This is a genomic window from Actinomadura sp. (genome assembly GCF_044508335.1).
Classification (GTDB): domain Bacteria; phylum Actinomycetota; class Actinomycetes; order Streptosporangiales; family Streptosporangiaceae; genus Spirillospora.
The window spans coordinates 1-20,232 of sequence record NZ_JBIQHY010000124.1 but is presented as its reverse complement, the minus strand read 5'-3'; the positions used below and the strand labels follow the sequence as shown (position 1 = coordinate 20,232).

Annotated in this window: 17 protein-coding genes; 5 read left to right on the top strand and 12 right to left on the bottom strand. The window is 73.1% G+C overall.

Annotated features, from left to right (window positions below; translation table 11 throughout):
* Nucleotides 1-409: 409 nt before the first annotated feature.
* Nucleotides 410-1,687 carry a tyrosine--tRNA ligase gene (gene tyrS / locus ACIWVC_RS29195; RefSeq protein ID WP_396451475.1) on the bottom strand — a complete coding sequence of 426 codons (1,278 nt, stop codon included), beginning with the start codon at nt 1,685-1,687 and terminating at the stop codon, nt 410-412.
* 210 nt (nt 1,688-1,897) lie between these two features.
* On the opposite strand from tyrS, the gene ACIWVC_RS29190 reads away from it, so the two are divergent.
* Nucleotides 1,898-3,511, top strand: coding sequence for an alpha/beta hydrolase (locus ACIWVC_RS29190; RefSeq protein ID WP_396454827.1), 1,614 nt, complete (start codon nt 1,898-1,900; stop codon nt 3,509-3,511).
* 39 nt (nt 3,512-3,550) lie between these two features.
* Here the strand turns inward: ACIWVC_RS29190 and ACIWVC_RS29185 are convergent, their stop codons facing one another.
* The 9 genes from ACIWVC_RS29185 to argC all read right to left on the bottom strand — a co-directional run bounded on the left by ACIWVC_RS29185 (nt 3,551) and on the right by argC (nt 12,935).
* Nucleotides 3,551-4,186, bottom strand: a complete 636-nt coding sequence (locus ACIWVC_RS29185) for a DNA-3-methyladenine glycosylase (RefSeq protein WP_396451479.1) — start codon at nt 4,184-4,186, stop codon at nt 3,551-3,553.
* Between the two features lie 75 nt (nt 4,187-4,261).
* Entirely contained in the window at nt 4,262-5,680 is a 1,419-nt protein-coding gene (gene argH, locus ACIWVC_RS29180; RefSeq protein ID WP_396451481.1) for an argininosuccinate lyase, read from the bottom strand.
* A 247-nt stretch (nt 5,681-5,927) separates the two neighbouring features.
* Complete coding sequence (locus ACIWVC_RS29175) at nt 5,928-7,130, bottom strand: argininosuccinate synthase (RefSeq protein ID WP_396451483.1); 1,203 nt, start codon at nt 7,128-7,130, stop codon at nt 5,928-5,930.
* Nucleotides 7,131-7,195: 65 nt separating this feature from the next.
* Nucleotides 7,196-7,699, bottom strand: a complete 504-nt coding sequence (locus ACIWVC_RS29170; RefSeq protein WP_396451507.1) for an arginine repressor — start codon at nt 7,697-7,699, stop codon at nt 7,196-7,198.
* A gap of 8 nt (nt 7,700-7,707) precedes the next feature.
* Nucleotides 7,708-8,625, bottom strand: coding sequence for an ornithine carbamoyltransferase (gene argF / locus ACIWVC_RS29165; protein ID WP_396454826.1), 918 nt, complete (start codon nt 8,623-8,625; stop codon nt 7,708-7,710).
* A gap of 2 nt (nt 8,626-8,627) precedes the next feature.
* Nucleotides 8,628-9,821 (bottom strand): acetylornithine transaminase, encoded by a 1,194-nt coding sequence (locus ACIWVC_RS29160; protein WP_396454825.1) that lies wholly within the window; start codon nt 9,819-9,821, stop codon nt 8,628-8,630.
* Nucleotides 9,818-10,756 (bottom strand): acetylglutamate kinase, encoded by a 939-nt coding sequence (argB, locus tag ACIWVC_RS29155; RefSeq protein WP_396451489.1) that lies wholly within the window; start codon nt 10,754-10,756, stop codon nt 9,818-9,820. Before argB ends, ACIWVC_RS29160 begins: the two co-directional genes overlap by 4 nt.
* Nucleotides 10,753-11,910 (bottom strand): bifunctional glutamate N-acetyltransferase/amino-acid acetyltransferase ArgJ, encoded by a 1,158-nt coding sequence (gene argJ, locus ACIWVC_RS29150; RefSeq protein WP_396451491.1) that lies wholly within the window; start codon nt 11,908-11,910, stop codon nt 10,753-10,755. Before argJ ends, argB begins: the two co-directional genes overlap by 4 nt.
* The gene (gene argC / locus ACIWVC_RS29145; RefSeq protein WP_396451493.1) at nt 11,907-12,935 is read right to left on the bottom strand and encodes an N-acetyl-gamma-glutamyl-phosphate reductase; all 1,029 of its coding nucleotides are present in this window, start codon (nt 12,933-12,935) and stop codon (nt 11,907-11,909) included. The genes argJ and argC overlap by 4 nt, the downstream gene beginning before the upstream one ends.
* A 228-nt stretch (nt 12,936-13,163) precedes the next feature.
* On the opposite strand from argC, the gene ACIWVC_RS29140 reads away from it, so the two are divergent.
* Genes ACIWVC_RS29140 through ACIWVC_RS29130 form a run of 3 tightly spaced genes read left to right on the top strand, consistent with a single transcriptional unit; the run spans nt 13,164 to nt 15,474 of the window.
* Complete coding sequence (locus tag ACIWVC_RS29140; protein ID WP_396451495.1) at nt 13,164-13,661, top strand: MarR family winged helix-turn-helix transcriptional regulator; 498 nt, start codon at nt 13,164-13,166, stop codon at nt 13,659-13,661.
* On the top strand, nt 13,658-14,626 hold the full coding sequence (locus ACIWVC_RS29135) for an ATP-binding cassette domain-containing protein (protein ID WP_396451497.1): 969 nt from the start codon (nt 13,658-13,660) through the stop codon (nt 14,624-14,626). The genes ACIWVC_RS29140 and ACIWVC_RS29135 overlap by 4 nt, the downstream gene beginning before the upstream one ends.
* A complete protein-coding gene (locus tag ACIWVC_RS29130) occupies nt 14,623-15,474 on the top strand; it encodes an ABC transporter permease (RefSeq protein ID WP_396454824.1) in 852 nt (283 codons plus the stop codon). Before ACIWVC_RS29135 ends, ACIWVC_RS29130 begins: the two co-directional genes overlap by 4 nt.
* Before the next feature lie 458 nt (nt 15,475-15,932).
* Here the strand turns inward: ACIWVC_RS29130 and ACIWVC_RS29125 are convergent, their stop codons facing one another.
* A complete protein-coding gene (locus ACIWVC_RS29125; RefSeq protein ID WP_396451501.1) occupies nt 15,933-16,667 on the bottom strand; it encodes a hypothetical protein in 735 nt (244 codons plus the stop codon).
* Nucleotides 16,668-16,740: 73 nt separating this feature from the next.
* On the bottom strand, nt 16,741-18,357 hold the full coding sequence (locus ACIWVC_RS29120; RefSeq protein ID WP_396454823.1) for an ABC-F family ATP-binding cassette domain-containing protein: 1,617 nt from the start codon (nt 18,355-18,357) through the stop codon (nt 16,741-16,743).
* A gap of 288 nt (nt 18,358-18,645) precedes the next feature.
* On the opposite strand from ACIWVC_RS29120, the gene ACIWVC_RS29115 reads away from it, so the two are divergent.
* Nucleotides 18,646-20,232, top strand: a 1,587-nt coding sequence (locus tag ACIWVC_RS29115) for an ATP-binding protein (RefSeq protein ID WP_396451505.1), incomplete at its 3' end; no start/stop codon positions are given.

The window sequence follows — 20,232 nt, the reverse complement described above, 5'->3', positions numbered from 1 at the left end:
ACCCACCGCGCCGAACCCCGCTCCCGCAGGCCCCGGCTCCGGGGCAACCCTTCTACTTTATCCGAATCGCCCCGTTTGTCCAACTCTGGGGCGCTTCGGCCTCATACATCCCAATCGATGGAGACAGTGCTCCACCGAGGTGGTCTGTTAGAGGATCCCCGCCGGGCCCGGCCGCCTTGATCGGCGTCCCGCTCTCCCGTGGGGCGAGTAGAACAGTAGATCCACTCGCCAGGGGCGTCAAATCGACCACGCGGGACAACAAACCGCAGGTCAGATAATGTTTTCGGACCCCAGAGCGTGCCCTCTACGCGCCCTCGTAACCGCACTGTGACGTGTATCTACCGAAGCTTGCACGCCTCATGGCTACCGCCCGCCGGGCACAGGCCCGGGCGGGCGGTAGCAGGACGGCTCAGGACGCGGTCACCTCGACGCCGCCCACGTTCCGCTTACCCCGCCGCAGGACGAGGAAGCGGCCGTGGAGCAGGTCGCCGGCGGCCGGCACGGCGTCTTCCGACGCGACCTTGGCGTTGTTGAGGTAGGCGCCGCCCTGGGCGATGGCGCGCCGCGCCTCGGACTTGCTCTTGCACAGCCCGGACGCCGTCAGCAGGTCGACCACGGTCGGCAGGTCCCCCGGCGGCACCGTCGCGCGGGGCACCTCGGCCAGCGCGGCCCGCAGAGTCCGCTCGTCGAGCTCCTCCAGGGCGCCCTGCCCGAACAGCGCGCGGGAGGCCGCCACGACGCGGGCGGTCTCGTCGGCGCCGTGCACGAGCGTGGTCAGCTCCTCCGCCAGCGCCCGCTGGGGGGCGCGTGCGGCCGGACGGTCCGCGCCCTGCTTGACCAGGTCCTCGATCTCCTCCCGCGAACGGAAGCTGAAGACCTTGAGGAAGTTCTCCACGTCCCGGTCGTCGGCGTTGATCCAGAACTGGTAGAACGCGTACGGCGAGGTCAGCTCGGGGTCGAGCCAGTAGGTCTCGCCGCCCGCGGTCTTGCCGAACTTCGAGCCGTCCGCCTTCGTGAGCAGCGGCGTGGTCAGCGCGTGCGCGGTGCCGCCCTCGGCGCGCCGGATCAGGTCGACCCCGGCGGTGAGGTTGCCCCACTGGTCGCTGCCGCCCGTCTGGAGCCTGCACCCGTAGCGCCGGTACAGCTCCAGGAAGTCCATCGACTGGAGCAGGACGTAGCTGAACTCGGTGTAGCTCATGCCCGTCGATTCGAGCCGGGCCTTGACGGTCTCGCGGGCCAGCATCCGGTTGACCGGGAAGTGCTTGCCGATGTCGCGCAGGAACTCGATGACGGTCATGGGGCCGGTCCAGTCGAGGTTGCTGACCATCGTGGCGCCGGTCGGCCCGTCGTTGAAGTCGAGGAACTTCGACACCTGGCCGTGGATCCGCTCGACCCAGCCCGCGACGGTCTCCTCGGAGTTCAGGGCGCGTTCGGCGCTCTTCCCGCTGGGGTCGCCGATCAGGCCGGTGGCGCCGCCGACGAGGCCGATGGGCCGGTGCCCGGCCTGCTGGAAGCGCCGCAGCGTGAGGATCTGCATCAGGTTGCCGAGGTGCAGCGACGGCGCCGTCGGGTCGAACCCGCAATAGAGGGTGACCGGTCCCGCGGCGAGCAGCGCCCGCAGTTCGTCCAGGTCGGTGGACTGCGCGATCAGGCCGCGCCACGCGAGATCATCCAGGATGTCGGTCACGGTCTCCCTCGTCTCCGGCTTGCTTCCGTGCACCCACCAGACTGCCCCGGCGGGTTCGTGTCACGCCAACGATATTCAACGTCCGCCCGCGGTGCGGGCAGCGGGAACGAACGTCCCGGTGCGGGCGGAGTACCGATCGGTAGTAGGTTCGTGCACCGGAATCCGAGCGGCACGGCGTTCCGGCGTGCCCGAGGGCAGGGGGACTCGCGAGTGCGTGCGCGGTTCTGGGCTTTTCAGCCCCCGACCCGGGTCTTCCGCAGGAGGACGACCACGCACGGTGACCGGTCGCTTTCCGCCGCCCCGCGCCGACGGGATGCCACCTGCCTGCTCGCCATCGTCCTCTCGCCCGTCCTGGCCGCCGGGGCCGGGTGCGACCTGCCCGGGGACTCCGGGCCGTCCGCGCCGCCGCGCCGGGTCGAGAAGAAGGCGGCGAACCCTCCGCCGGGCCTGCCCGCGTCGTTCACCGCCGGCCAGCGGCTCGATTGGTCGGACTGCCCGGAGTCGTCCGGGGCCCGGGGCGACGGCTGGGAATGCGCCACGATGAAGGCCCCGCTGGACTACCGGCGGCCGGGCCGCGACACGATCGACGTCGCCATGATCCGGAAGAGGCACACGGGACCGGAGCGGAAGCGGATCGGTTCGCTCCTGCTCAACTTCGGGGGTCCCGGCCAGTCCGGCATCATCGGGCTCCCCGTTTTCGCGGACGATTACGAGGCGCTGAACGAGCGCTACGACCTGGTCTCCTTCGACCCGCGGGGCGTCCGCGGGACCGCCCCCGTGAGGTGCGGGAAGGACGAGTTCGAAGGCGCCGACGGCTGCAAGAAGTACTCCGGCCGGGTCCTGCCGTACGTCGGCACCTCGCAGACGGCGCGCGACCTCGACCTGATGCGCTACCTCCTCGGGGACGAGAAGCTGCACTACTTCGGGGTCTCCTACGGCACCGCGCTGGGCGGCGTCTACGCCCACCACTTCCCGGAGAACGTGGGGAGGGTCGTGCTCGAAGCCCCGGTCGACCCGGCGCTGAACCGGCTGGAGGCCGAGATCAGCGGGGCCGAGGCCGTGCAGCTGGCCTTCGACCGCTTCGCCGCGCACTGCGCACGCGCCTACGGCGACTGCCCGCTCGGCCGCGACCCGGCGCAGGCCGGCCGGCGCGTCATCGAACTGCTGAAGCGGCTCAAGAAGAAGCCCGCGCCCACGGGCGGCGACGAGAAGCTCGACGACAGCCTCGCCGCCCGCGCCATCGGGAACTACCTGGACCTCGGCGAGGAGGGCTGGAGGCCCCTGGTGGAGGCGCTCAGAGAGGTCATGGAGCGGGGCGGCGGCGGCAAGCTGCTGGACAAGGCGTACGACCACGGCCCCAAGAGACGCGCGGCGGGCACCGGGGCCGGCGCCCGCGGCCGGGTCTCCGACAGCGGCAGCACGTCCGCCTTCGTCGCGATCACCTGCGCCGACTCCAGCGTGCGCCCCGGCTTCGCCGCGGCCGAGCGGATGATCAAGCGGATCACCGCGGCCTCCCCCGTCTTCGGCGAGACCTGGTCCGGAGCGGTCTACCTCTGCTACGACTGGCCGTTCAAAGGCGAGAGCGCGACCTTCGACGTCAGCGCGGACGGCGCCGCCCCCATCCTGGTCGTCGCCAACACCGGCGACCCGACGACGCCGTACTCCGGCGCCGGGCACATGGTGGCGGAACTGGGCGCGGGGGTCGGCGTGCTGCTGACGGTGCGGGCCGAGGGCCACGGGTCCTACCCGCACATCCGCTGCGCGGCAAAGGCCGTCGACGCCTACCTGCTCGACGGCAGGACGCCTCCCGCCGCATGCGGGTGAACACCGCGTCCCGGACACCGCCGGTCGCCGGCGGCGCCCTCACCCCTCCGTCGTGATCTTCTTCCGCTGCTTCGGGACGTGCGGGCGGTACGGGGAGACGGTCGGGTCGCCGTCGATCCAGAACCGCCACGGGACGTCCTTGGCGGCGGCCACGCCGGTCCGCGGCCCGCTGCGGATCAGCCCGGGGTCGGCGGGCTTGCCTTCCAGGACGGTCATCTCCCCGCCGGGCGTGCACACGTCCAGGCCGTTCTGGTCGCGGGCGACGCCGAGCGCCTGGCAGAGCCGGGCCGGGCCGCGGGCCAGGTCGCGGACGGTCGAGCGGGGACGGCGCGCCCGGGCGAGATCCTCACCCGCGACGATCTCGCCCGCGCGGAGCAGCACCGCCATGGACGTCCCGTCCGGCCCGCACACCAGGTTCATGCAGAAGTGCATGCCGTAGGTGAAGTACACGTAGACGTGCCCCGGCGGCCCGAACATCACCGCGTTGCGCTCCGTCCGCCCTCGGTAGGCGTGGGACGCGGGGTCCAGAGGCCCCGCGTACGCCTCCACCTCCGTGAGCCGCGCGGCCACCTCCCCTTCGGGAGTGCGGTGCGAGATGACGTGCCCGAGCAGGGACGGCGCGACCTCGTCCACCGGGCCGTCGAAGAAGTCCCGTGGCAGCAGCGCTCCGTCCATCGCCTCACCGTGGTCTAGGGGTCGGTTCGTCCGCCCGGCCAGCCTAGGGGGTTCGCCGCGCCGGGCGCGCCGGGGTCAGGAGTCCGAGCCGGACGCCCAGGCGGCGTGCTCGTTGACCAGCGTGCGCAGCGCCTCGATCTGCTCGCGGACGCGGTCGGGGGCCGTCCCCCCGTAGGCCTTGCGGGACGCCAGGGCGCCCTGGACGTTCAGCACTTCGCGGACGTCCGGCGTCAGGTGCGGCGACACCTTGCCGAGCTCCTCGTCGGTGAGGTCGTCGAAGTCCTTGTCGTTGACCTGGCACCACACGACCAGGTGGCCGACGACCTCGTGCGCGTCGCGGAACGCCACGCCGCGCCGGACGAGCAGCTCCGCGAGGTCGGTGGCGAGGGCGAAGCCGTCGGGGGCGAGGGCCTCCAGCCGCTCCGTGTTGACCCGCATCGTCGCGATGAGGCCGGACATGGCGGGCAGGACGAGCAGGAGGGTCTCGACGGCGTCGAACGCGCCCTCCTTGTCCTCCTGGAGGTCGCGGTTGTAGGTGAGCGGCAGGCCCTTGAGGGTGGTGAGCAGCCCGACGAGGTGCCCGATGAGGCGGCCCGCCTTGCCGCGCGCCAGCTCGGCGACGTCGGGGTTCTTCTTCTGCGGCATGATCGACGACCCGGTGGCGTAGGTGTCGTCCATCTCGATCCAGCGGAACTCCTGCGACGCCCAGAGGCAGATCTCCTCGCCGAGGCGCGACAGGTGGACGCCGATCAGCGCGGCGGCGAACAGGAACTCGGCGACGAAGTCGCGGTCGGCGACGGCGTCCATCGAGTTGGGCGCGGCGGAGTCGAAGCCGAGCTCGGCGGCGGTCGCCTGCGGGTCGAGCGGCAGCGACGAGCCGGCGAGCGCGCCGGAGCCGAGCGGGGACACCGCGGCGCGCCGGTCCCAGTCGCGCAGCCGGTCGATGTCGCGGGTCAGCGGCTGGACGTGCGCGAGGAGCTGGTGGGAGAACAGCACCGGCTGGGCGTGCTGCAGGTGCGTCATGCCGGGCGCGGCGACGCCGAGGTTGTGCTCGGCCTGCGCGATCAGCGCGGTCTCCAGCTCGACGAGCCGGGAGGTGATCTGGCGGACGTGGTCGCGCAGGTAGAGGCGCAGGTCGGTGGCGACCTGGTCGTTGCGGCTGCGACCGGCGCGCAGCTTGCCGCCGAGGGCGCCCAGGCGCTCCAGCAGGCCGCGCTCCAGGGCCGTGTGGACGTCCTCGTCGGCGACGGTGGGCCGGAACTCGCCGGACCTGCACGCCTCCTCCAGGTCGTCCAGGGCACCGATCATGCGTTCCAGCTCGTCGTCGGTGAGCAGCCCCGCCCGGTTGAGGACGCGGGCGTGCGCGCGCGAGCCCATCAGGTCGTAGGGGGCGAGCCGCCAGTCGAACTGGACGCTCACCGAGAGCCGCGCGAGCGCGTCCGACGGGCCGCCTTCGAACCGGCCGCCCCACAGCCGCGTCGGTGCCTTCGTCACGTGATTTCCTCGTCTTCCCACCGCTGATCGTTGTCGTTCCATCTCACCACGCCCCCGCCCGCCCCGCCGCAGCCGGGCATGCGTGCGCCGCGCGGTGACACCGGGCCCCCGGCGTCCCCGCGCGGGACACGGCGTCCGGCCCAGGTTACGGCGAACCGCCGGGCCGGGCGGCGGGCTTCGCCCCGCCGCCCGCTTCGCCGGCGACCGGACTCCTCACGTGTTCTGTCCGGAGTGCCCGGACTCCGGCTCAGCCCTCCAGGTCGCGGTCGCGCTTGGCGGCGATCTTGCTGGGCAGGCTCCACAGCTCGACGAAGCCCTTGGCGAGGCTCTGGTCGAAGGCGTCGCCGGTGTCGTAGGTCGCGAGGTCGTAGCTGTAGAGGGACGCGTCGCTGCGCCGGCCGGTGACGACGGCGCGGCCGCCGTGCAGGGTCATCCTGACCTCGCCCGACACGGCCTTCTGCGCGTCGGCGATGAACGCGTCCAGGGCGTCCTTCAGCGGCGAGAACCACAGCCCGTCGTACACCAGCTCGCCCCACCGCTGGTCGACGGACCGCTTGAAGCGGGCCAGGTCGCGCTCGACGGTGACGTTCTCCAGCTCCATGTGCGCGGTGATCAGCGCGATCGCGGCCGGGGCCTCGTAGACCTCGCGGCTCTTGATGCCGACGAGCCGGTCCTCGACCATGTCGATGCGGCCGACGCCCTGCGCGCCCGCGCGCCGGTTCAGCTCGGCGATGATCTGGTACGGGGTCAGCGGGCGGCCGTCCAGCGCGACCGGCACGCCGGACGCGAACGTGATGACGACCTCGTCGGCCTCGCGCGGCTCGGCGGGGTCGGCGGTGTAGTCGTAGACGTCCTCGATGGGGCCGTTCCAGATGTCCTCCAGGAACCCGGTCTCGACGGCGCGGCCCCACAGGTTCTGGTCGATGGAGTACGGCGACTTGGCCGACACGTCGATCGGGAGGCCCTTGTCCTCGGCGAACGCGATGGCCTTGTCGCGCGTCCAGGCGAAGTCGCGGGCGGGCGCGATGACCTTCAGCTCGGGCGCGAGGGCGGACAGGCCGGCCTCGAAGCGGACCTGGTCGTTGCCCTTGCCGGTGCACCCGTGCGAGACGGTGGTGCCGCCGAACTCCTTCGCGGCCGACACCAGGTGCTTGACGATCAGCGGCCGGGACAGCGCGGACAGCAGCGGGTAGCGGTCCATGTAGAGGGCGTTGGCCTGCATGGCGGGGACGCAGAAGTCCGCGGCGAACTCCTCCCTGGCGTCCACGACGACGGCCTCGGCCGCGCCGCAGGCGAGGGCCCGCTTGCGGATGGTGTCGAGGTCCTCGCCGCCCTGGCCGACGTCCACCGCGACGGCGATGACCTCCCCGCCGGTCTGCTCGGCGAGGTACGGGATGGCGACGGAGGTGTCCAGGCCCCCGGAGTACGCGAGTACGACGCGCTCGCTCATGGTCTTGGTCTCCTGTGCGAAAGTGTTCGGATTCGGAAGGCTGGGATGGGGGCCGCCGGGCGGCCCTAGCTTCGTCGCTCGCGCCCGCTGGTCAGCCTGAGGAGCCCTTGCGCGACGTCCTCCCCGCCGTCGGGGTCGCGGGCGATGACGAGGATCGAGTCGTCCCCCGCGACGGTTCCGAGGATCGACGGCCACTCGGCGTGGTCGATCGCCGAGGCCAGGTACTGGGCGGCCCCGGGCGGGGTCCGCACCATGACCAGGTTGGCCGACGCCTCGGCCGAGACGAGCAGCTCCGCGGCGAGCCGGGAGAGCCGTCCGGTGAAGGTCTCGGCGGCCCCGGTGCGGGCCCGCCGGATCCGCTCGCCGCCCTCTCCGGGGACGGCGTAGATCAGGCTGCCGTCGTCGGCGCGCAGCTTCACCGCGCCGATCTCGACCAGGTCGCGCGACAGCGTGGCCTGGGTGACGTCGACGCCCTCGTCCGCGAGGAGCTTCGCGAGCTCGCCCTGCGAGTGGACGGGGTACCGGGTCAGCAGCTCGATCACCCGGGCGTGCCGGGCGGCCTTGGTCATGGGGGTCGTCACCGGGACCGCTCCAGGAGCCAGACGAGCAGCGCCTTCTGGGCGTGCAGCCGGTTCTCCGCCTCGTCCCAGACCCGGCTCCGGGGGCCGTCCAGGACGGACGCGGCGATCTCCTTGCCGCGGTAGGCGGGCAGGCAGTGCAGGACGACCGCCGAGGGGTCGGCGAGGGCGAGCAGGTCCTCGCCGACCGCGTAGGGCTCGTAGAGGGAGGTGTCCTTGCCGTCCTGGCCCATCGACACCCACGTGTCGGTGGCGAGGACGTCGGCTCCGGCGGCGGCCTTGGCGGCGTCGTCGGTGACGGTCACCGACCCGCCGGTCGCCGCGGCGATCTCGGCGGCGCGGGCGGCGACGGCCGGGTCCGGCGGCTGGGACGCGGGCGCGCCGACGCGGACGTGCATGCCGGCGGTGGCGCAGCCGAGCAGGTAGGAGTGCGCCATGTTGTTGGCGCCGTCGCCGAGGTAGGCGAGGGTGACGCCGGCGAGGCCGCCCTTCGCCTCCCGGACGGTCTGCAGGTCGGCGAGGACCTGGCAGGGGTGGAACTCGTCGGTGAGGGCGTTGACGACCGGGACGGCGGTGCCGGCGGCCATCTCCTCGATGCGCTCCTGCCCGGCGGTCCGCCACACGATGGCGCTGACCTGCCGCTCCAGGACGCGGGCGGTGTCGGCGATCGTCTCGCCGCGGCCGAGCTGGCTCGTTCCCGCGTCCATGACGACGGGGTTGCCGCCGAGCTCGGCGATGCCGACGGTGAAGGACAGCCGGGTCCGGGTGGACGGCTTGTCGAACAGGACGGCGACCGACCGCGGGCCTTCGAGGGGCCGGTGGGCGAACCGGTCCCTCTTGACCTCGGCGGCGAGGTCGAGGACCTCGGCCTGCTCGGCGGGCGCGAGGTCGTCGTCCCGGAGGAAGTGCCTGGCCATGGTCATCCCTCCTGCCCCGGGGAGGCGGCGTCGAGGATCGAGGGGAAGGCGCCGGTGAACGACCGGGCCTGCTCGGCGGTGAGGACGAGCGGCGGCGCGATCCGCAGCGCGTCCGGCTGCAGCGCGTTGACGAGGAAGCCCGCGTCGCGGGCGGCGGCCTCGACGGCGGCCGAGTGCGGGCCGGTGAGCACGGCGGCCCGCCACAGCCCGCGGCCCCGCACGCCCGCCAGCAGCGGGTGCTCGACGGCGCCGAGCCCGGCGGCCAGGGTCTCCCCCACCGCGACGGCGTTGGCGAGGAGGCCGTCCTTCTCGATGGTGTCGAGGACGGCGAGTGCGGCGGCGCAGGCGACCGGGTTCCCGCCGAACGTGCTGCCGTGGTCGCCCTTGGCGAACAGGTCGCCGTGCGGGCCGAACGCGATGCACGCGCCGATCGGCAGCCCGCCGCCGAGGCCCTTGGCCAGGGTCAGGACGTCCGGCTTGGCGTTCTCGTGCTCGAACGCGAACCAGGTGCCGGTCCGCCCGATGGCCGACTGGATCTCGTCGGCGACGAACAGCGCGCCCGTCGCGTCGCAGACCTCCCGGGCCGCCGTGAAGTACCCGTCCGGCGGGGGGACGACCCCGGCCTCGCCCTGCGTGGGCTCGAGGAACACCGCCGCGCAGTCCTCGTCCACCGCGGCCTTCAGCGCGTCGGCGTCACCGTAGGGGACGAACCGGACGTCGATGGCGAACGGCCCGAACGGCTCCCGGATCGACGCCTTGCCGGTCAGCGACAGCGCGCCCATGCTCCGGCCGTGGAACCCGTTCTCCGCGGCGACGAAGTACGTCCGCCCGTGCCGCTTGCCGTACTTGATGGCGAGCTTCAGCGCGCACTCGTTGGCCTCGGTGCCGCTGTTGGCGAGGAACACCCTCCCGTCGCCGCCCAGCAGCTCCCGCAGCCGCTCGGCCAGCAGCACCTCGGGCTCGTGCAGGAACAGGTTGGACGAGTGGGCCAGCGTCGCGGCCTGCGCCGCCACCGCCTCGACCAGGGCGGGGTGGGCGTGCCCGAGCGAGCTGACCGCGATCCCGGCGATCAGGTCGAGGTACTCGCGGCCGCCGGCGTCCCAGACCCGGCAGCCCTCGCCGCGCGCCAGCGCCACCGGCGGCACCCCGTAGTTCGGCATGAAGGCGGCCTCGAACCGGCTGCGCAGGTCGCTCATGCCGTCACCTCGGCGGGGGCGCCCGGGGGGCTGGGCAGCACCATGGTTCCGATCCCTTCGTCGGTGAAGATCTCCAGCAGCAGCGAGTGCGGGACGCGGCCGTCCAGCACGTGGGCCTGCGGGACGCCGCCGCGCACGGCCGCCAGGCAGGCCTCCATCTTCGGCGCCATCCCCGACGACAGGCCCGGCAGCAGGGCGGCCAGCTCGTCGGCGGTGAGGCTGTCGATCACGTCGTCGCCGTCGGGCCAGTTCGCGTAGAGCCCGTCGACGTCGGTGAGGACGACGAGCTTCGCCGCGTCCAGCGCGACGGCCAGCGCGGCGGCGGCGGTGTCGGCGTTGACGTTGTAGACCTCGCCGTCGTCGCCGCGCGCGACGCTGGACACGACCGGGACGCGGCCGTCGTCCAGCAGCGCCCGGACCGCGCCGACCTGCACCTCGACGATCTCGCCGACCTGGCCGATGTCGACCTTCTCGCCGTCCACGACCGCGTGCTTGCGCTCGGCGGTGAACAGGTTCGCGTCCTCGCCGGACATGCCGACCGCGAACGGGCCGTGCCGGTTGATGAGGCCGACGACGTCCCGCTGCACCTGCCCGGTCAGCACCATCCGGACGACCTCCATGGCCTCCGGCGTGGTGACCCGCAGCCCGGCGGTGAACGTCGAGTCGATGCCGTTGCGGGCGAGCGCCGCGTTGATCTGCGGGCCGCCGCCGTGCACGATCACCGGCTTCAGCCCGGCGTAGCGCAGGAACACGATGTCCTCGGCGAAGGAGTGCCGCAGCGCCTCGTCCGTCATCGCGTGCCCGCCGTACTTGATCACGACGGTCCTGCCGTGGAAGCGCTCCAGCCAGGGCAGCGCCTTGATGAGCGTCTCCGCCTTCGAGAGCACGCCCGCCCGGTTGCCGCGGATCTCCGCGCCGCTCGTGATCGCGCTCATGTCGAGTACGCCGAGTTCTCGTGGACGTAGTCGGCCGTGAGGTCGGTCGTCCAGACGGTGGCGCTGTGCGGCCCGGCGGCCAGGTCGACGGTGATCGTCACGTCGCGGGGCCGCAGGTCGACCTTGTCGCGGTCGTCGCCGGACGCGCCGTTCCGGCACACCCACACGCCGTTGATCGCGACGTTGAGCTGGTCGGGCTCGAACACCGCGTCGGTGGTGCCGACCGCCGACAGCACCCGGCCCCAGTTCGGGTCCTCGCCGTGGATCGCGCACTTGAGCAGGTTGTTGCGGGCGATGGACCGGCCGACGGCGACCGCGTCGTCCTCGGACGCGGCGCCGACGACCTCGATCGCGATGGCCTTGGACGCGCCCTCGGCGTCCACCAGAAGCTGCCGGGTGAGGTCGCCGCACACCTCGGTGAGCAGCGCGGTGAACTCCTCCTCGTCCGGGACGACCCCGGCGGCGGCGGACGCCAGCAGCAGGACGGTGTCGTTGGTGGACATGCAGCCGTCGGAGTCGAGCCGGTCGAGGGTGGCGCGGGTCGCGGCGCGCAGCGCCCGGTCGAGCGTCCCGGCGGGCAGGTCGGCGTCGGTGGTGATGACGCACAGCATCGTGGCGAGGGACGGGGCGAGCATGCCCGCGCCCTTCGCCATCGCGCCGATCATGTAGCCGCCCGCGCCCTGCCGGAAGGAGATCTTCGCGACGGTGTCGGTGGTGCGGATCGCGTCGGCGGCGGCGAGCCCGCCGTCGCCGCGCGACAGCTCGGCGGCGGCCTTGCCGACGCCGGGCAGCAGCAGGTCCATGGGGAGGCGCTCGCCGATCAGCCCGGTGGAGCAGACGGCGATCTCGCCGGCGGAGTCGTCCAGCAGCTCGGCGGCCTTCTCCGCGGTGGCGTGGGTGTCCTGGAAGCCGGGCGCGCCGGTGCAGGCGTTCGCGCCGCCGGCGTTCAGCACGACCGCGCGGACGCGGCCGCCCTTGAGGACCTGCTGCGACCACAGGACGGGCGCGGCCTTCACGCGGTTGCGGGTGAAGACCCCGGCCGCGGCGCGGGACGGCCCGTCGTTGACGACGAGGGCCAGGTCGCGGTTGCCGCTGTCCTTCAGCCCGGCGACGACGCCGGCGGCGCGGAAACCCCTGGGGGCGGTGACGCTCACGGGGAGACTCCGATCGTGGTGAGCCCGAGGTCTTCGGGCAGGCCGAGGGCGATGTTGGCGCTCTGGACCGCGCCGCCCGCGGTGCCCTTGGCGAGGTTGTCGACGGCGGCGACCACGACGATGCGGCCGGCCGCCTCGTCCAGGGCGGTCTGGAGCAGGACGGTGTTGGCGCCGAGCGTCATGGACGTGGCGGGCCATGCGCCCTCGGGCAGCAGGCCGACGAACGGCTCGCCGGCGTAGGCCTTCTCGTAGGCGGCGCGCAGCGATGCGGCGGTCACGCCGGGGCGGGCCTTGGCCGTGCAGGTCGCGAGGATGCCGCGGCTCATCGGCGCGAGCGTCGGGGTGAACGACACGGTGACCGGCTCCCCCGCCGCGGCGCTCAGGTTCTGCACCATCTCCGGCGTATGCCTATGCGTCCCGCCGACGCCGTAGGCGGAGACCGAGCCCATGACCTCGCTGCCCAGCAGGTGCGGCTTGAGGGCCCGTCCGGCGCCCGAGGTACCGGACGCGGCGACCACGACGGCGTCGGGTTCGGCGAGCCCGGCGGTGTACGCGGGGGCCAGCGCGAGCGACACCGCGGTCGGGTAGCAGCCGGGGACGGCGATGCGCCTGGCACCGCGCAGCGCGTCCCGGTGGCCGGGCAGCTCGGGCAGGCCGTAGGGCCAGGTGCCCGCGTGGGGGGTGCCGTAGAACGCCTCCCACGCGGCCGCGTCGGCGATGCGGTGGTCGGCGCCGCAGTCGACGACCAGCACGTCCTCGCCGAGCCGGGCGGCGAGCGGGCCGGACCGGCCGTGCGGCAGCGCCAGGAACACGACGTCGTGGCCGGCGAGGGTCTCGGGGGTGGTCTCGGCCAGGACGCGCCCGGCCAGGGATCGCAGGTGGGGCTGGTGCGCGCCCAGCTCGGTGCCCGCGTTGGAGCCCGCCGTCAGCGCGCCGATCTCGAACTCTGGATGTCCCGCCAGGATGCGCAGCAGCTCGCCGCCCGCGTACCCGCTGGCGCCGGCGACCGCCGTCCGGATTCCCATCTCCCCATGCCCTCTCGAAGACGACAGCAAGAGTATGCAGGACCCTGAATGTCTATTCAACACCGGGGTCCGGTTTTCCCACCTGCTGAGACGAGCGCCACAGCGGGCCGATCCGTCAACCGATGTTGACATCCGGGGCGTGTCAACCTATGTTGACGTCATGGATCCGAGAGTATTTAGAGATCTAAAGATTTGCCCACTGAACATCAGTCCCCTAACATCCTCGCCATGAAGAACCCCGGCTTCAGCGATCTCGTGATGCCCGGCCCCATGGAGGAGTGGCCGATCGGCCGGCTCTTCGCCACGGCCTCGCGGCTGTCGGGGCCCGTCGCCTGGCGGATCATCGAGAAGCACGGCATCAGCCCCGCCGGGTTCTTCCTGCTGCGGCTGCTCATCGTCGAGGACGGGCTGCGTCCCGGCGAGGCCGCCAAGCGGCTGCTGGTCACCCCCGCCACGATCACCTCGGTCGCCGACACCCTGGAGCGCAACGGGCACGTCCGGCGCGAGCGCTCCTACCGCGACCGGCGCGGCGTGATGCTGCGCATCACCGACTCGGGCCGGCAGCTGATCGCCGAGAAGTCCCAGCCCATCGGCCGGGACCTCGGCCGCCTCTACGACGTCGTGGACGAGGGCGACGAGGAGGCCGTCCGCAGGTTCCTGGTCAACCTGATCAAACGGTTCGAGAACTACTCCCACGAAGAGGAAGCGGAGGGAGACGGCGCATGACCGAACCCCCGGAAGCCGCTGTTCGCACAGTCGACCTGAGGAAGACCTATCCCGCGTCCGGGCCGCGCCCCGAGGTGCCCGCCGTGCAGGGCATCGACCTGGACGTCCCGCGCGGCGAGTTCTTCGGCCTGCTCGGCCCGAACGGCGCGGGCAAGTCCACCACCATCGGCATGCTCACGACGCTGGTCGTCCCGACCGGCGGCAGCGCGCACGTGACCGGCCTGGACGTGGTGAAGGACGCCGTCGAGATCAAGCGCCGCATCGGCGTCGTCTCGCAGAACAACACCCTCGACAGCGACCTGACCGTCGCCGAGAACCTGGAGTTCCGCGGCCGCTACTTCGGGCTCGGCGCCCGCGACGCCCGCAGGCGCGCGGCCGAGCTGCTGGAGCTGTTCGGCCTCACCGAGACGCGCGGCGGCAACCCGTTCGAGATCTCCGGCGGGCAGGCCAAGCGCGTCATGATCTGCCGGGCCCTCATGCACGGCCCCGAGGTGCTGTTCCTGGACGAGCCGACCGCCGGCCTCGACCCGCAGACCCGCACCAACCTGTGGGAGGTGCTGCGCGGGCTCCAGGCCGCCGGGCAGACGATCGTCCTCACCACCCACTACATGGAGGAGGCGGAGGCGCTCTGCGACAGGGTCGCGGTCGTCGACCACGGGAAGATCCTGGCCAGCGGCACGGTGGACCAGCTGAAGTCCAGCGCCGGCGCCGACACCGTCATCACCGTCACCTACGACTCCGCCGCCCCGCGGGAGATCGAGAAGCTCGCCGACCGCAGCGGGATCAGCAAGGTCGAGGTGAACGACGGCCAGGTGCGCGTCTTCGCCGCCGAACCGGACGGCATCCTCGGCGAGCTCGTCACGATCGGGTCGGGCGCGGGCGTCGGCGTCACCGACGCCACCCAGCTCCGCCCCAGCCTGGAGACCGTCTTCCTCACCCTCACCGGACGGGAGTACCGCGAATGACCGCCGCAGCAGCCCCCGCCGTCCTGGCCCCGCCGCCTCCCGCGCGGGCGACGATCCCGCGCACGTTCGCCGCGATGATGGCGCGCGAGGCGCGGGTCATGCGCAAGAACTTCCTGGCCACGTTCGTCCGGGTGCTGGTGCAGCCGGTGATGTTCGTGTTCGTGTTCGCCTACGTGCTGCCGAAGCTCGGCGGCGGCGCGATGGCGGGCGGGCCGGGCGGCCCGACGTTCTCCACCATCCTCGTGCCGGGCCTGGTCGGCTCGTCCATCATCATGCAGGCCATGATGGCGGTGATCTTCCCGCTGATGATGGAGCTGACCTGGCAGAAGTCGATCACCGACCGGGCGCTGGCCCCGGTGCCCATCCCGCTGCTGGCCGCGCAGAAGATCATCGCGGCGGCGACGCAGGGGCTGATCGGCGGGCTGCTGGTCTTCCCCGCGGTGCTGTTCATCCACGCCGACGGGCAGGCCCCGGAGGTGCACGTGGGCAACTGGCCGGTCCTGATCGTGGTGATGGTGGCCGGGTCGCTGCTGTCGGCGGCCGGCGGCCTGCTGCTCGGCACGCTGATGAACCCGCAGAAGGTCCAGGTCCTGTTCGCGATGGTGCTGCTGCCGATGACGATGCTCGGCTGCGTGTACTACCCGTGGTCGGCGCTGGACCACATCCGCTGGCTGCAGATCCTCAGCCTGTTCAACCCGCTGGTGTACGTCAGCGAGGGGCTGCGCAGCGCGCTCACCCCCGGCATCCCGCACATGCCGATGTGGGCGTTCCTGCTCGCCGTCGTCGGCGGTACGGCCCTGCTGACCTGGGCCGCGACCCGCACGTTCACCAAACGCGTCCTCACCTGACCCGGAAGGCGGGAGCGGGGCCCGGAGATTTGCCAAACCCCGGGCCCCTGGTGTTACCGCCCACTTCGCACGCCGGTGTCAGGTGGCCGCGGATCATCCTGAGGCCCTCGTGCGTTGCCGTTACGCCATCGCCCCACGAGCGGAGCGAGCCGGATTCGAACCGGCATCCCAAGGGTGTCGTCCACGTCCGCGCGATCCGGCGATCGGCGGTGAATGCTGAGTCTGGAGCGAGAGTCTGAGGTTGAGCGGGCGGCTGCCTCTACCTGTTGGGCCACCCCGGCACGGGCGCCGGGGGCGGGATTCGAACCCGCACTGGACGCTCACCCTGATCAGCTTCGGCTTCAGCTTCAGCTTGCGCTCCTCGCGCACCCCCCGCGCAGCGGGGGGATCCTATTGAGTTGTCACGGGCCGCGTCGTCGCGGGCCGGGTCGTCGCGGGCCGGACGGGCCGCGGCCGCGTCAGCCGAAGACGTAGCCGAGCACGGCCTCGCCGACGCGCTGGTCGGTCACCTCGGCGCCGTTGGCCTCCTCGCGCGCGAACTTCACGGCGTCCTGCAGCTTCTCGACCCGGTCGAGCAGCTCGTTGACCCGCCTGGCCGGCAGCGCGCCGGAGAACTTCACCGTCGTCCAGTGGCCGACCGCGACGTCCTCGTAGTAGACCTCGACCTGGGCCGGGTGCTTCTCGGTCGCCTCGGACTTGACGTGGTTGCGCGGCACCTTCTTGGTCTTCACCGTGCGGACCGGCTCCGTCCGCCACACGTCGGTGGACGGGTCGAACGTCCACGTCTCCGCGGCGTCCAGGGTCGGCAGCTTCCGCAGGAAGGCGTGCAGGTCGTTCAGCTGCTTCTCCAGGAACAGCAGGTAGGTGACCGGCACGTCCCGGACCAGCGTCGTGCCGTCCACGGTCACGTCGGCGCGGGCGACGCAGTTCGCCCAGTCCTTGGTCGCGGTGACGTCGAACAGCCGGGTGAGCGAGCGCATCACGTCCCGCAGCACGCTCTCCACCGTGACCTGGACGCGGGTGGACTCGGCGGGCAGCTGGTCGCCGTCCTCGTCCTTCGGCTGGTAGGTCCGCGAGATGCCGGACAGCAGCGGGGCCTTCTGCGTCGCCTGGTGCGCCGCCGCCAGGTCCTGGAGGGCCTTGCTCTTCACGCCCTTCTCGACCGCGATGATCTGGTTGAGCTTCGTCGGCATCTCGTTCACTTCCCCTCGATCGCGAGCACGACCGTAGCAGCGATGATCACGCAAGATCACCCATTTATCGGGATCACATGGGCGCCGTCTCGGTGAGGCCGGCGGTGCGGTCCTGGCGCAGCCAGCGGGTCAGGCCGAGGGTGCGCAGGAACGGCAGGTCGTGGCTGACCACGATCAGCGCGCCCTCGTACGCGGCGAGGGCCTGGGCGAGCTGGGCGGCGCCGGCCATGTCGAGGCTGTTCGTCGGCTCGTCCAGCAGGAGGAGCTGCGGGGCGGGCTCGGCGAGCAGCAGGGACGCCAGGACGGCGCGGAACCGCTCCCCGCCCGACAGCGTGCCGGCCTTCCGCTCGGCCCGGGCGCCGCGGAACAGGAACCGGGCGAGGCCCGCCCTGACCTCGGACGGCGGCGCCGACGGCGCCTGCGCCCGGACGTTGTCGATCACGCTCAGCTCCTCGTCCAGGATGTCGAGGCGCTGCGGCAGGTACCGGACGCCGTCGACGCCGATCTTGACGGTGACCCCCTCCGGGACGCGCTCACCGGTGAGCATCCGCAGGAACGTCGTCTTGCCCGCGCCGTTCGGGCCGGTCAGCGCGATCCGCTCCGGGCCCCGGACGATCAGCTCGGTGAGCGTGCCGGTCTCCGGTCCGGGCGCGCTCAGGCCGGTGACCTCGGCGACCGTCCGGCCCGCCGGGACGCGGGTGGCCGGCAGCTCGATCCGGATCTCCGCGTCGTCGCGGACCGCGTCCTCCGCCTCGGCGAGCCGGGTGCGGGCGTCGGCGAGCCGCTCCTCGTGCATGATGCGGTGCTTGCCCGCCGCGACCTGCGCCTGCCGTTTGCGCTCCTGCATGATGATCTTGGGCTCGCGCTTGTTCTCGAACATCTTGTTGCCGTAGCGCCTGCGCCTGGCGAGCTTGACGCGGGCCTCCTCCAGTTCGCGCTTCTGGCGGCGCAGGTCGGTCCCGGCCGCCCTGACCGCCCGCTCGGCGGCCTCCTTCTCGACGGCGAGCAGCTCCTCGTAGGCGGACAGGGCGCCGCCGAAGGTCCGGACCGCGCCGTCGCGCAGGTCGGCGATCTCGTCGACGCGGTCGAGCAGCTCCCGGTCGTGGCTGACGACGACGAGCACGCCAGTCCAGGACTCGACCGCGTCGTAGAGGCGGCGGCGCGCGTCCAGGTCGAGGTTGTTGGTGGGCTCGTCCAGGAGCAGGACGTCGGGGCGGGCGAGGAACTGCGCCGCGAGCCCGACCATCACGGCCTCGCCCCCGGAGAGGGTCGGCACGGTCCGGTCCAGGCCGACGTGGTCGAGGCCGAGGCGGCCGAGTTCGGCGCGGGCGCGCTCCTCGACGTCCCAGTCGTCCCCGACGGCGGCGAAGTTCTCCTCGGTGGCCTCGCCGCGCTCGATGGCGTGCAGCGCGGCGCGGGCCGCGCCGATCCCGAGCAGGTCGGCGACGGTGGCCGCGCCGTCCAGGACGAGGTTCTGCGGCAGGTGGCCGACCTCCCCCTCGACGGCGACGGTGCCCGAAGCGGGCCGCACCTCGCCGGCGATGATCTTCAGCAGGGTGGACTTGCCGGAGCCGTTGACGCCGATGAGCCCGGTCCGGCCGGTGCCGAACGCGGCGTCCAGGCCGTCCAGGACGACGGTGCCGTCCGGCCAGGCGAACGACAGGTCCGAGCACACGATGGCGAAGGACATGGGCGGCCTCCATGGGTTCGAGCGGGTTCGGGCTGCATGGAGACACCGCGGGATCGCGCTACGCGCCGGCGGGCATGAGAAAGCCCGGCGGGACGAGGGTCCGCTCTGAGGCCACGTGCGCGGGCCGGTGACGGCCGTACGCGCGGTGTCGGACCTCAGATCCTCAATGGACTCCCCTGCCGGGCGGCGATATGACGGCGTCGAGACTACCCGAGCTCTTATCGCAACACAAGTCGCGTTAAGGATTTTCCGGTGGAGGTCCGCCGGGCCGCCCGCCATCCTGGTGCGATGGGAGCCGTCAGCCCCGTGTTCGCCGGGCGCGCCGCCGAGCTGGCCGAGCTGCGCGCGGCGCACGCGCGGGCGTGCGCGGGCGAGCCCGCCGCCGTGCTCGTCGGCGGCGAGGCGGGCGGCGGCAAGACCCGCCTGGTCGCCGAGTTCACCCGGGGCCTGCGCGCGCTGGAGGGCGGATGCCTCGACCTGGGCGCGGCCAGCCTGCCCTACGCGCCGTTCAGCGCGATGCTGCGGCGCCTCGGCCGGGACGCGGTCGCGTCGCTGGCGCCGGGGCCGGCCCTGCCGGAGCTGGCCCGGCTGATGCCCGGCCTGACCGCCGCCGCGCCGCCGCCCGACGACGGCACCGGGCAGATGCGGCTGTTCGAGCACGTGCTGGCGCTGGTGGAGCGGCTCGGCGAGGACGAGCCGCTCGTCCTGGTGGTCGAGGACGCCCACTGGGCGGACGCCTCCACGCGGGACCTGCTGTCCTTCCTGCTCCGGAACCCGCCGCGCGGCCGGGTGCTGCCGGTCGTCACCTTCCGCCCCGAGGAGCCGGACACCCGGCCCCTGTTCGCCGAACTGGCCCGCCTCCCGCACGTGGCGCGCGTCGACCTGCCGCCGCTCAGCCTGTCGGAGGTGGCGGACCAGGTGCGGGGCATCCTCGGCGAAGCCGACCCCGCCCTGGTGCGGGACGCCCGCGCCCGCGGCGGCGGCAACCCGCTGTTCGTGGAGGCGCTCGTCGGCAGCCCCGGCGAGGCGGTCCCCGGCTCGCTGCGCGACCTGCTGCTCGGCCGCGTCCGCCGGCTGCCGGACGGGACCCGCACGGCGCTGCGGGCGGCGAGCGCGGCCGGGGACCGCGTCGGGCACGCGCTGCTGGGCGCGGTGACCGGCCTGCCCGAGTCCGGCCTCAGCGCGGCGCTGCGCCCCGCCGTCGACCACGGCCTGCTCGTCGCGGACGGCGACGGGTACGCGTTCCGGCACGCGCTCATCCGCGAGGCCGTCCACGAGGACCTGCTCCCCGGCGAGCGCGCCGCGCTCCACCGCCGGTACGCCGAGGCCATCGAGCGCTCCCCCGGCCTCAGCGACGCGCCGGCGAGCGCCCTGGCCGTCCACTGGCAGGGCTGCGGCGACCACGCCCGGGCACTGGCCGCCGCGTGGCGCGCGGCGGACGAGCGGCGGTCCGCCACCGCCTACGCCGAGCAGCTGGCGCTGCTGGAACGCGTCCTGCGGCTGTGGGACCTGGTCCCGGCCGCCGAGTCCCTGACCGGCCTCTCCCGGCCGGAGGTGCTGGAGGCCGCGGCGGAGGCCGCCGGGGCGGTCGGCGACCCCCGGCACGGGCTCCCCCTCGTCCGGCGGGCACTGGACGAGACCGACCGCGCCCGCGACCCGGACCGGGCGGCGCGGCTGCTGGCGCTCCGCGCGCTGATGGGCGGATACCAGGGCCGGGACGACGAGCTCGACGACCTCCGGGAGGCCGAGCGGCTCGCCGCGCGGCCCACCCCGGCGCGCGTCCACGTGCTCGCGCGGCTGAGCGGCCGGCTGCTGGTCCACGGCGAGACCGCCGAGGGCGAGCGCTTCGGCCGGGAGGGGCTGGAGCTGGCCCGC

What these genes read in the sequence shown, in the direction of transcription:
- ACIWVC_RS29185 (WP_396451479.1), bottom strand. Translation starts at nt 4,186, where the DNA reads ATGGACGGAGCGCTGCTGCCACGGGACTTCTTCGACGGCCCGGTGGAC.
- argC (WP_396451493.1), bottom strand. Translation starts at nt 12,935, where the DNA reads ATGGGAATCCGGACGGCGGTCGCCGGCGCCAGCGGGTACGCGGGCGGC.
- ACIWVC_RS29170 (WP_396451507.1), bottom strand. Translation starts at nt 7,699, where the DNA reads ATGACCAAGGCCGCCCGGCACGCCCGGGTGATCGAGCTGCTGACCCGG.
- ACIWVC_RS29135 (WP_396451497.1), top strand. Translation starts at nt 13,658, where the DNA reads ATGACCGAACCCCCGGAAGCCGCTGTTCGCACAGTCGACCTGAGGAAG.
- ACIWVC_RS29140 (WP_396451495.1), top strand. Translation starts at nt 13,164, where the DNA reads ATGAAGAACCCCGGCTTCAGCGATCTCGTGATGCCCGGCCCCATGGAG.
- ACIWVC_RS29125 (WP_396451501.1), bottom strand. Translation starts at nt 16,667, where the DNA reads ATGCCGACGAAGCTCAACCAGATCATCGCGGTCGAGAAGGGCGTGAAG.
- argB (WP_396451489.1), bottom strand. Translation starts at nt 10,756, where the DNA reads ATGAGCGCGATCACGAGCGGCGCGGAGATCCGCGGCAACCGGGCGGGC.
- ACIWVC_RS29160 (WP_396454825.1), bottom strand. Translation starts at nt 9,821, where the DNA reads ATGAGCGACCTGCGCAGCCGGTTCGAGGCCGCCTTCATGCCGAACTAC.
- ACIWVC_RS29175 (WP_396451483.1), bottom strand. Translation starts at nt 7,130, where the DNA reads ATGAGCGAGCGCGTCGTACTCGCGTACTCCGGGGGCCTGGACACCTCC.
- ACIWVC_RS29120 (WP_396454823.1), bottom strand. Translation starts at nt 18,357, where the DNA reads ATGTCCTTCGCCATCGTGTGCTCGGACCTGTCGTTCGCCTGGCCGGAC.
- argF (WP_396454826.1), bottom strand. Translation starts at nt 8,625, where the DNA reads ATGGCCAGGCACTTCCTCCGGGACGACGACCTCGCGCCCGCCGAGCAG.
- ACIWVC_RS29130 (WP_396454824.1), top strand. Translation starts at nt 14,623, where the DNA reads ATGACCGCCGCAGCAGCCCCCGCCGTCCTGGCCCCGCCGCCTCCCGCG.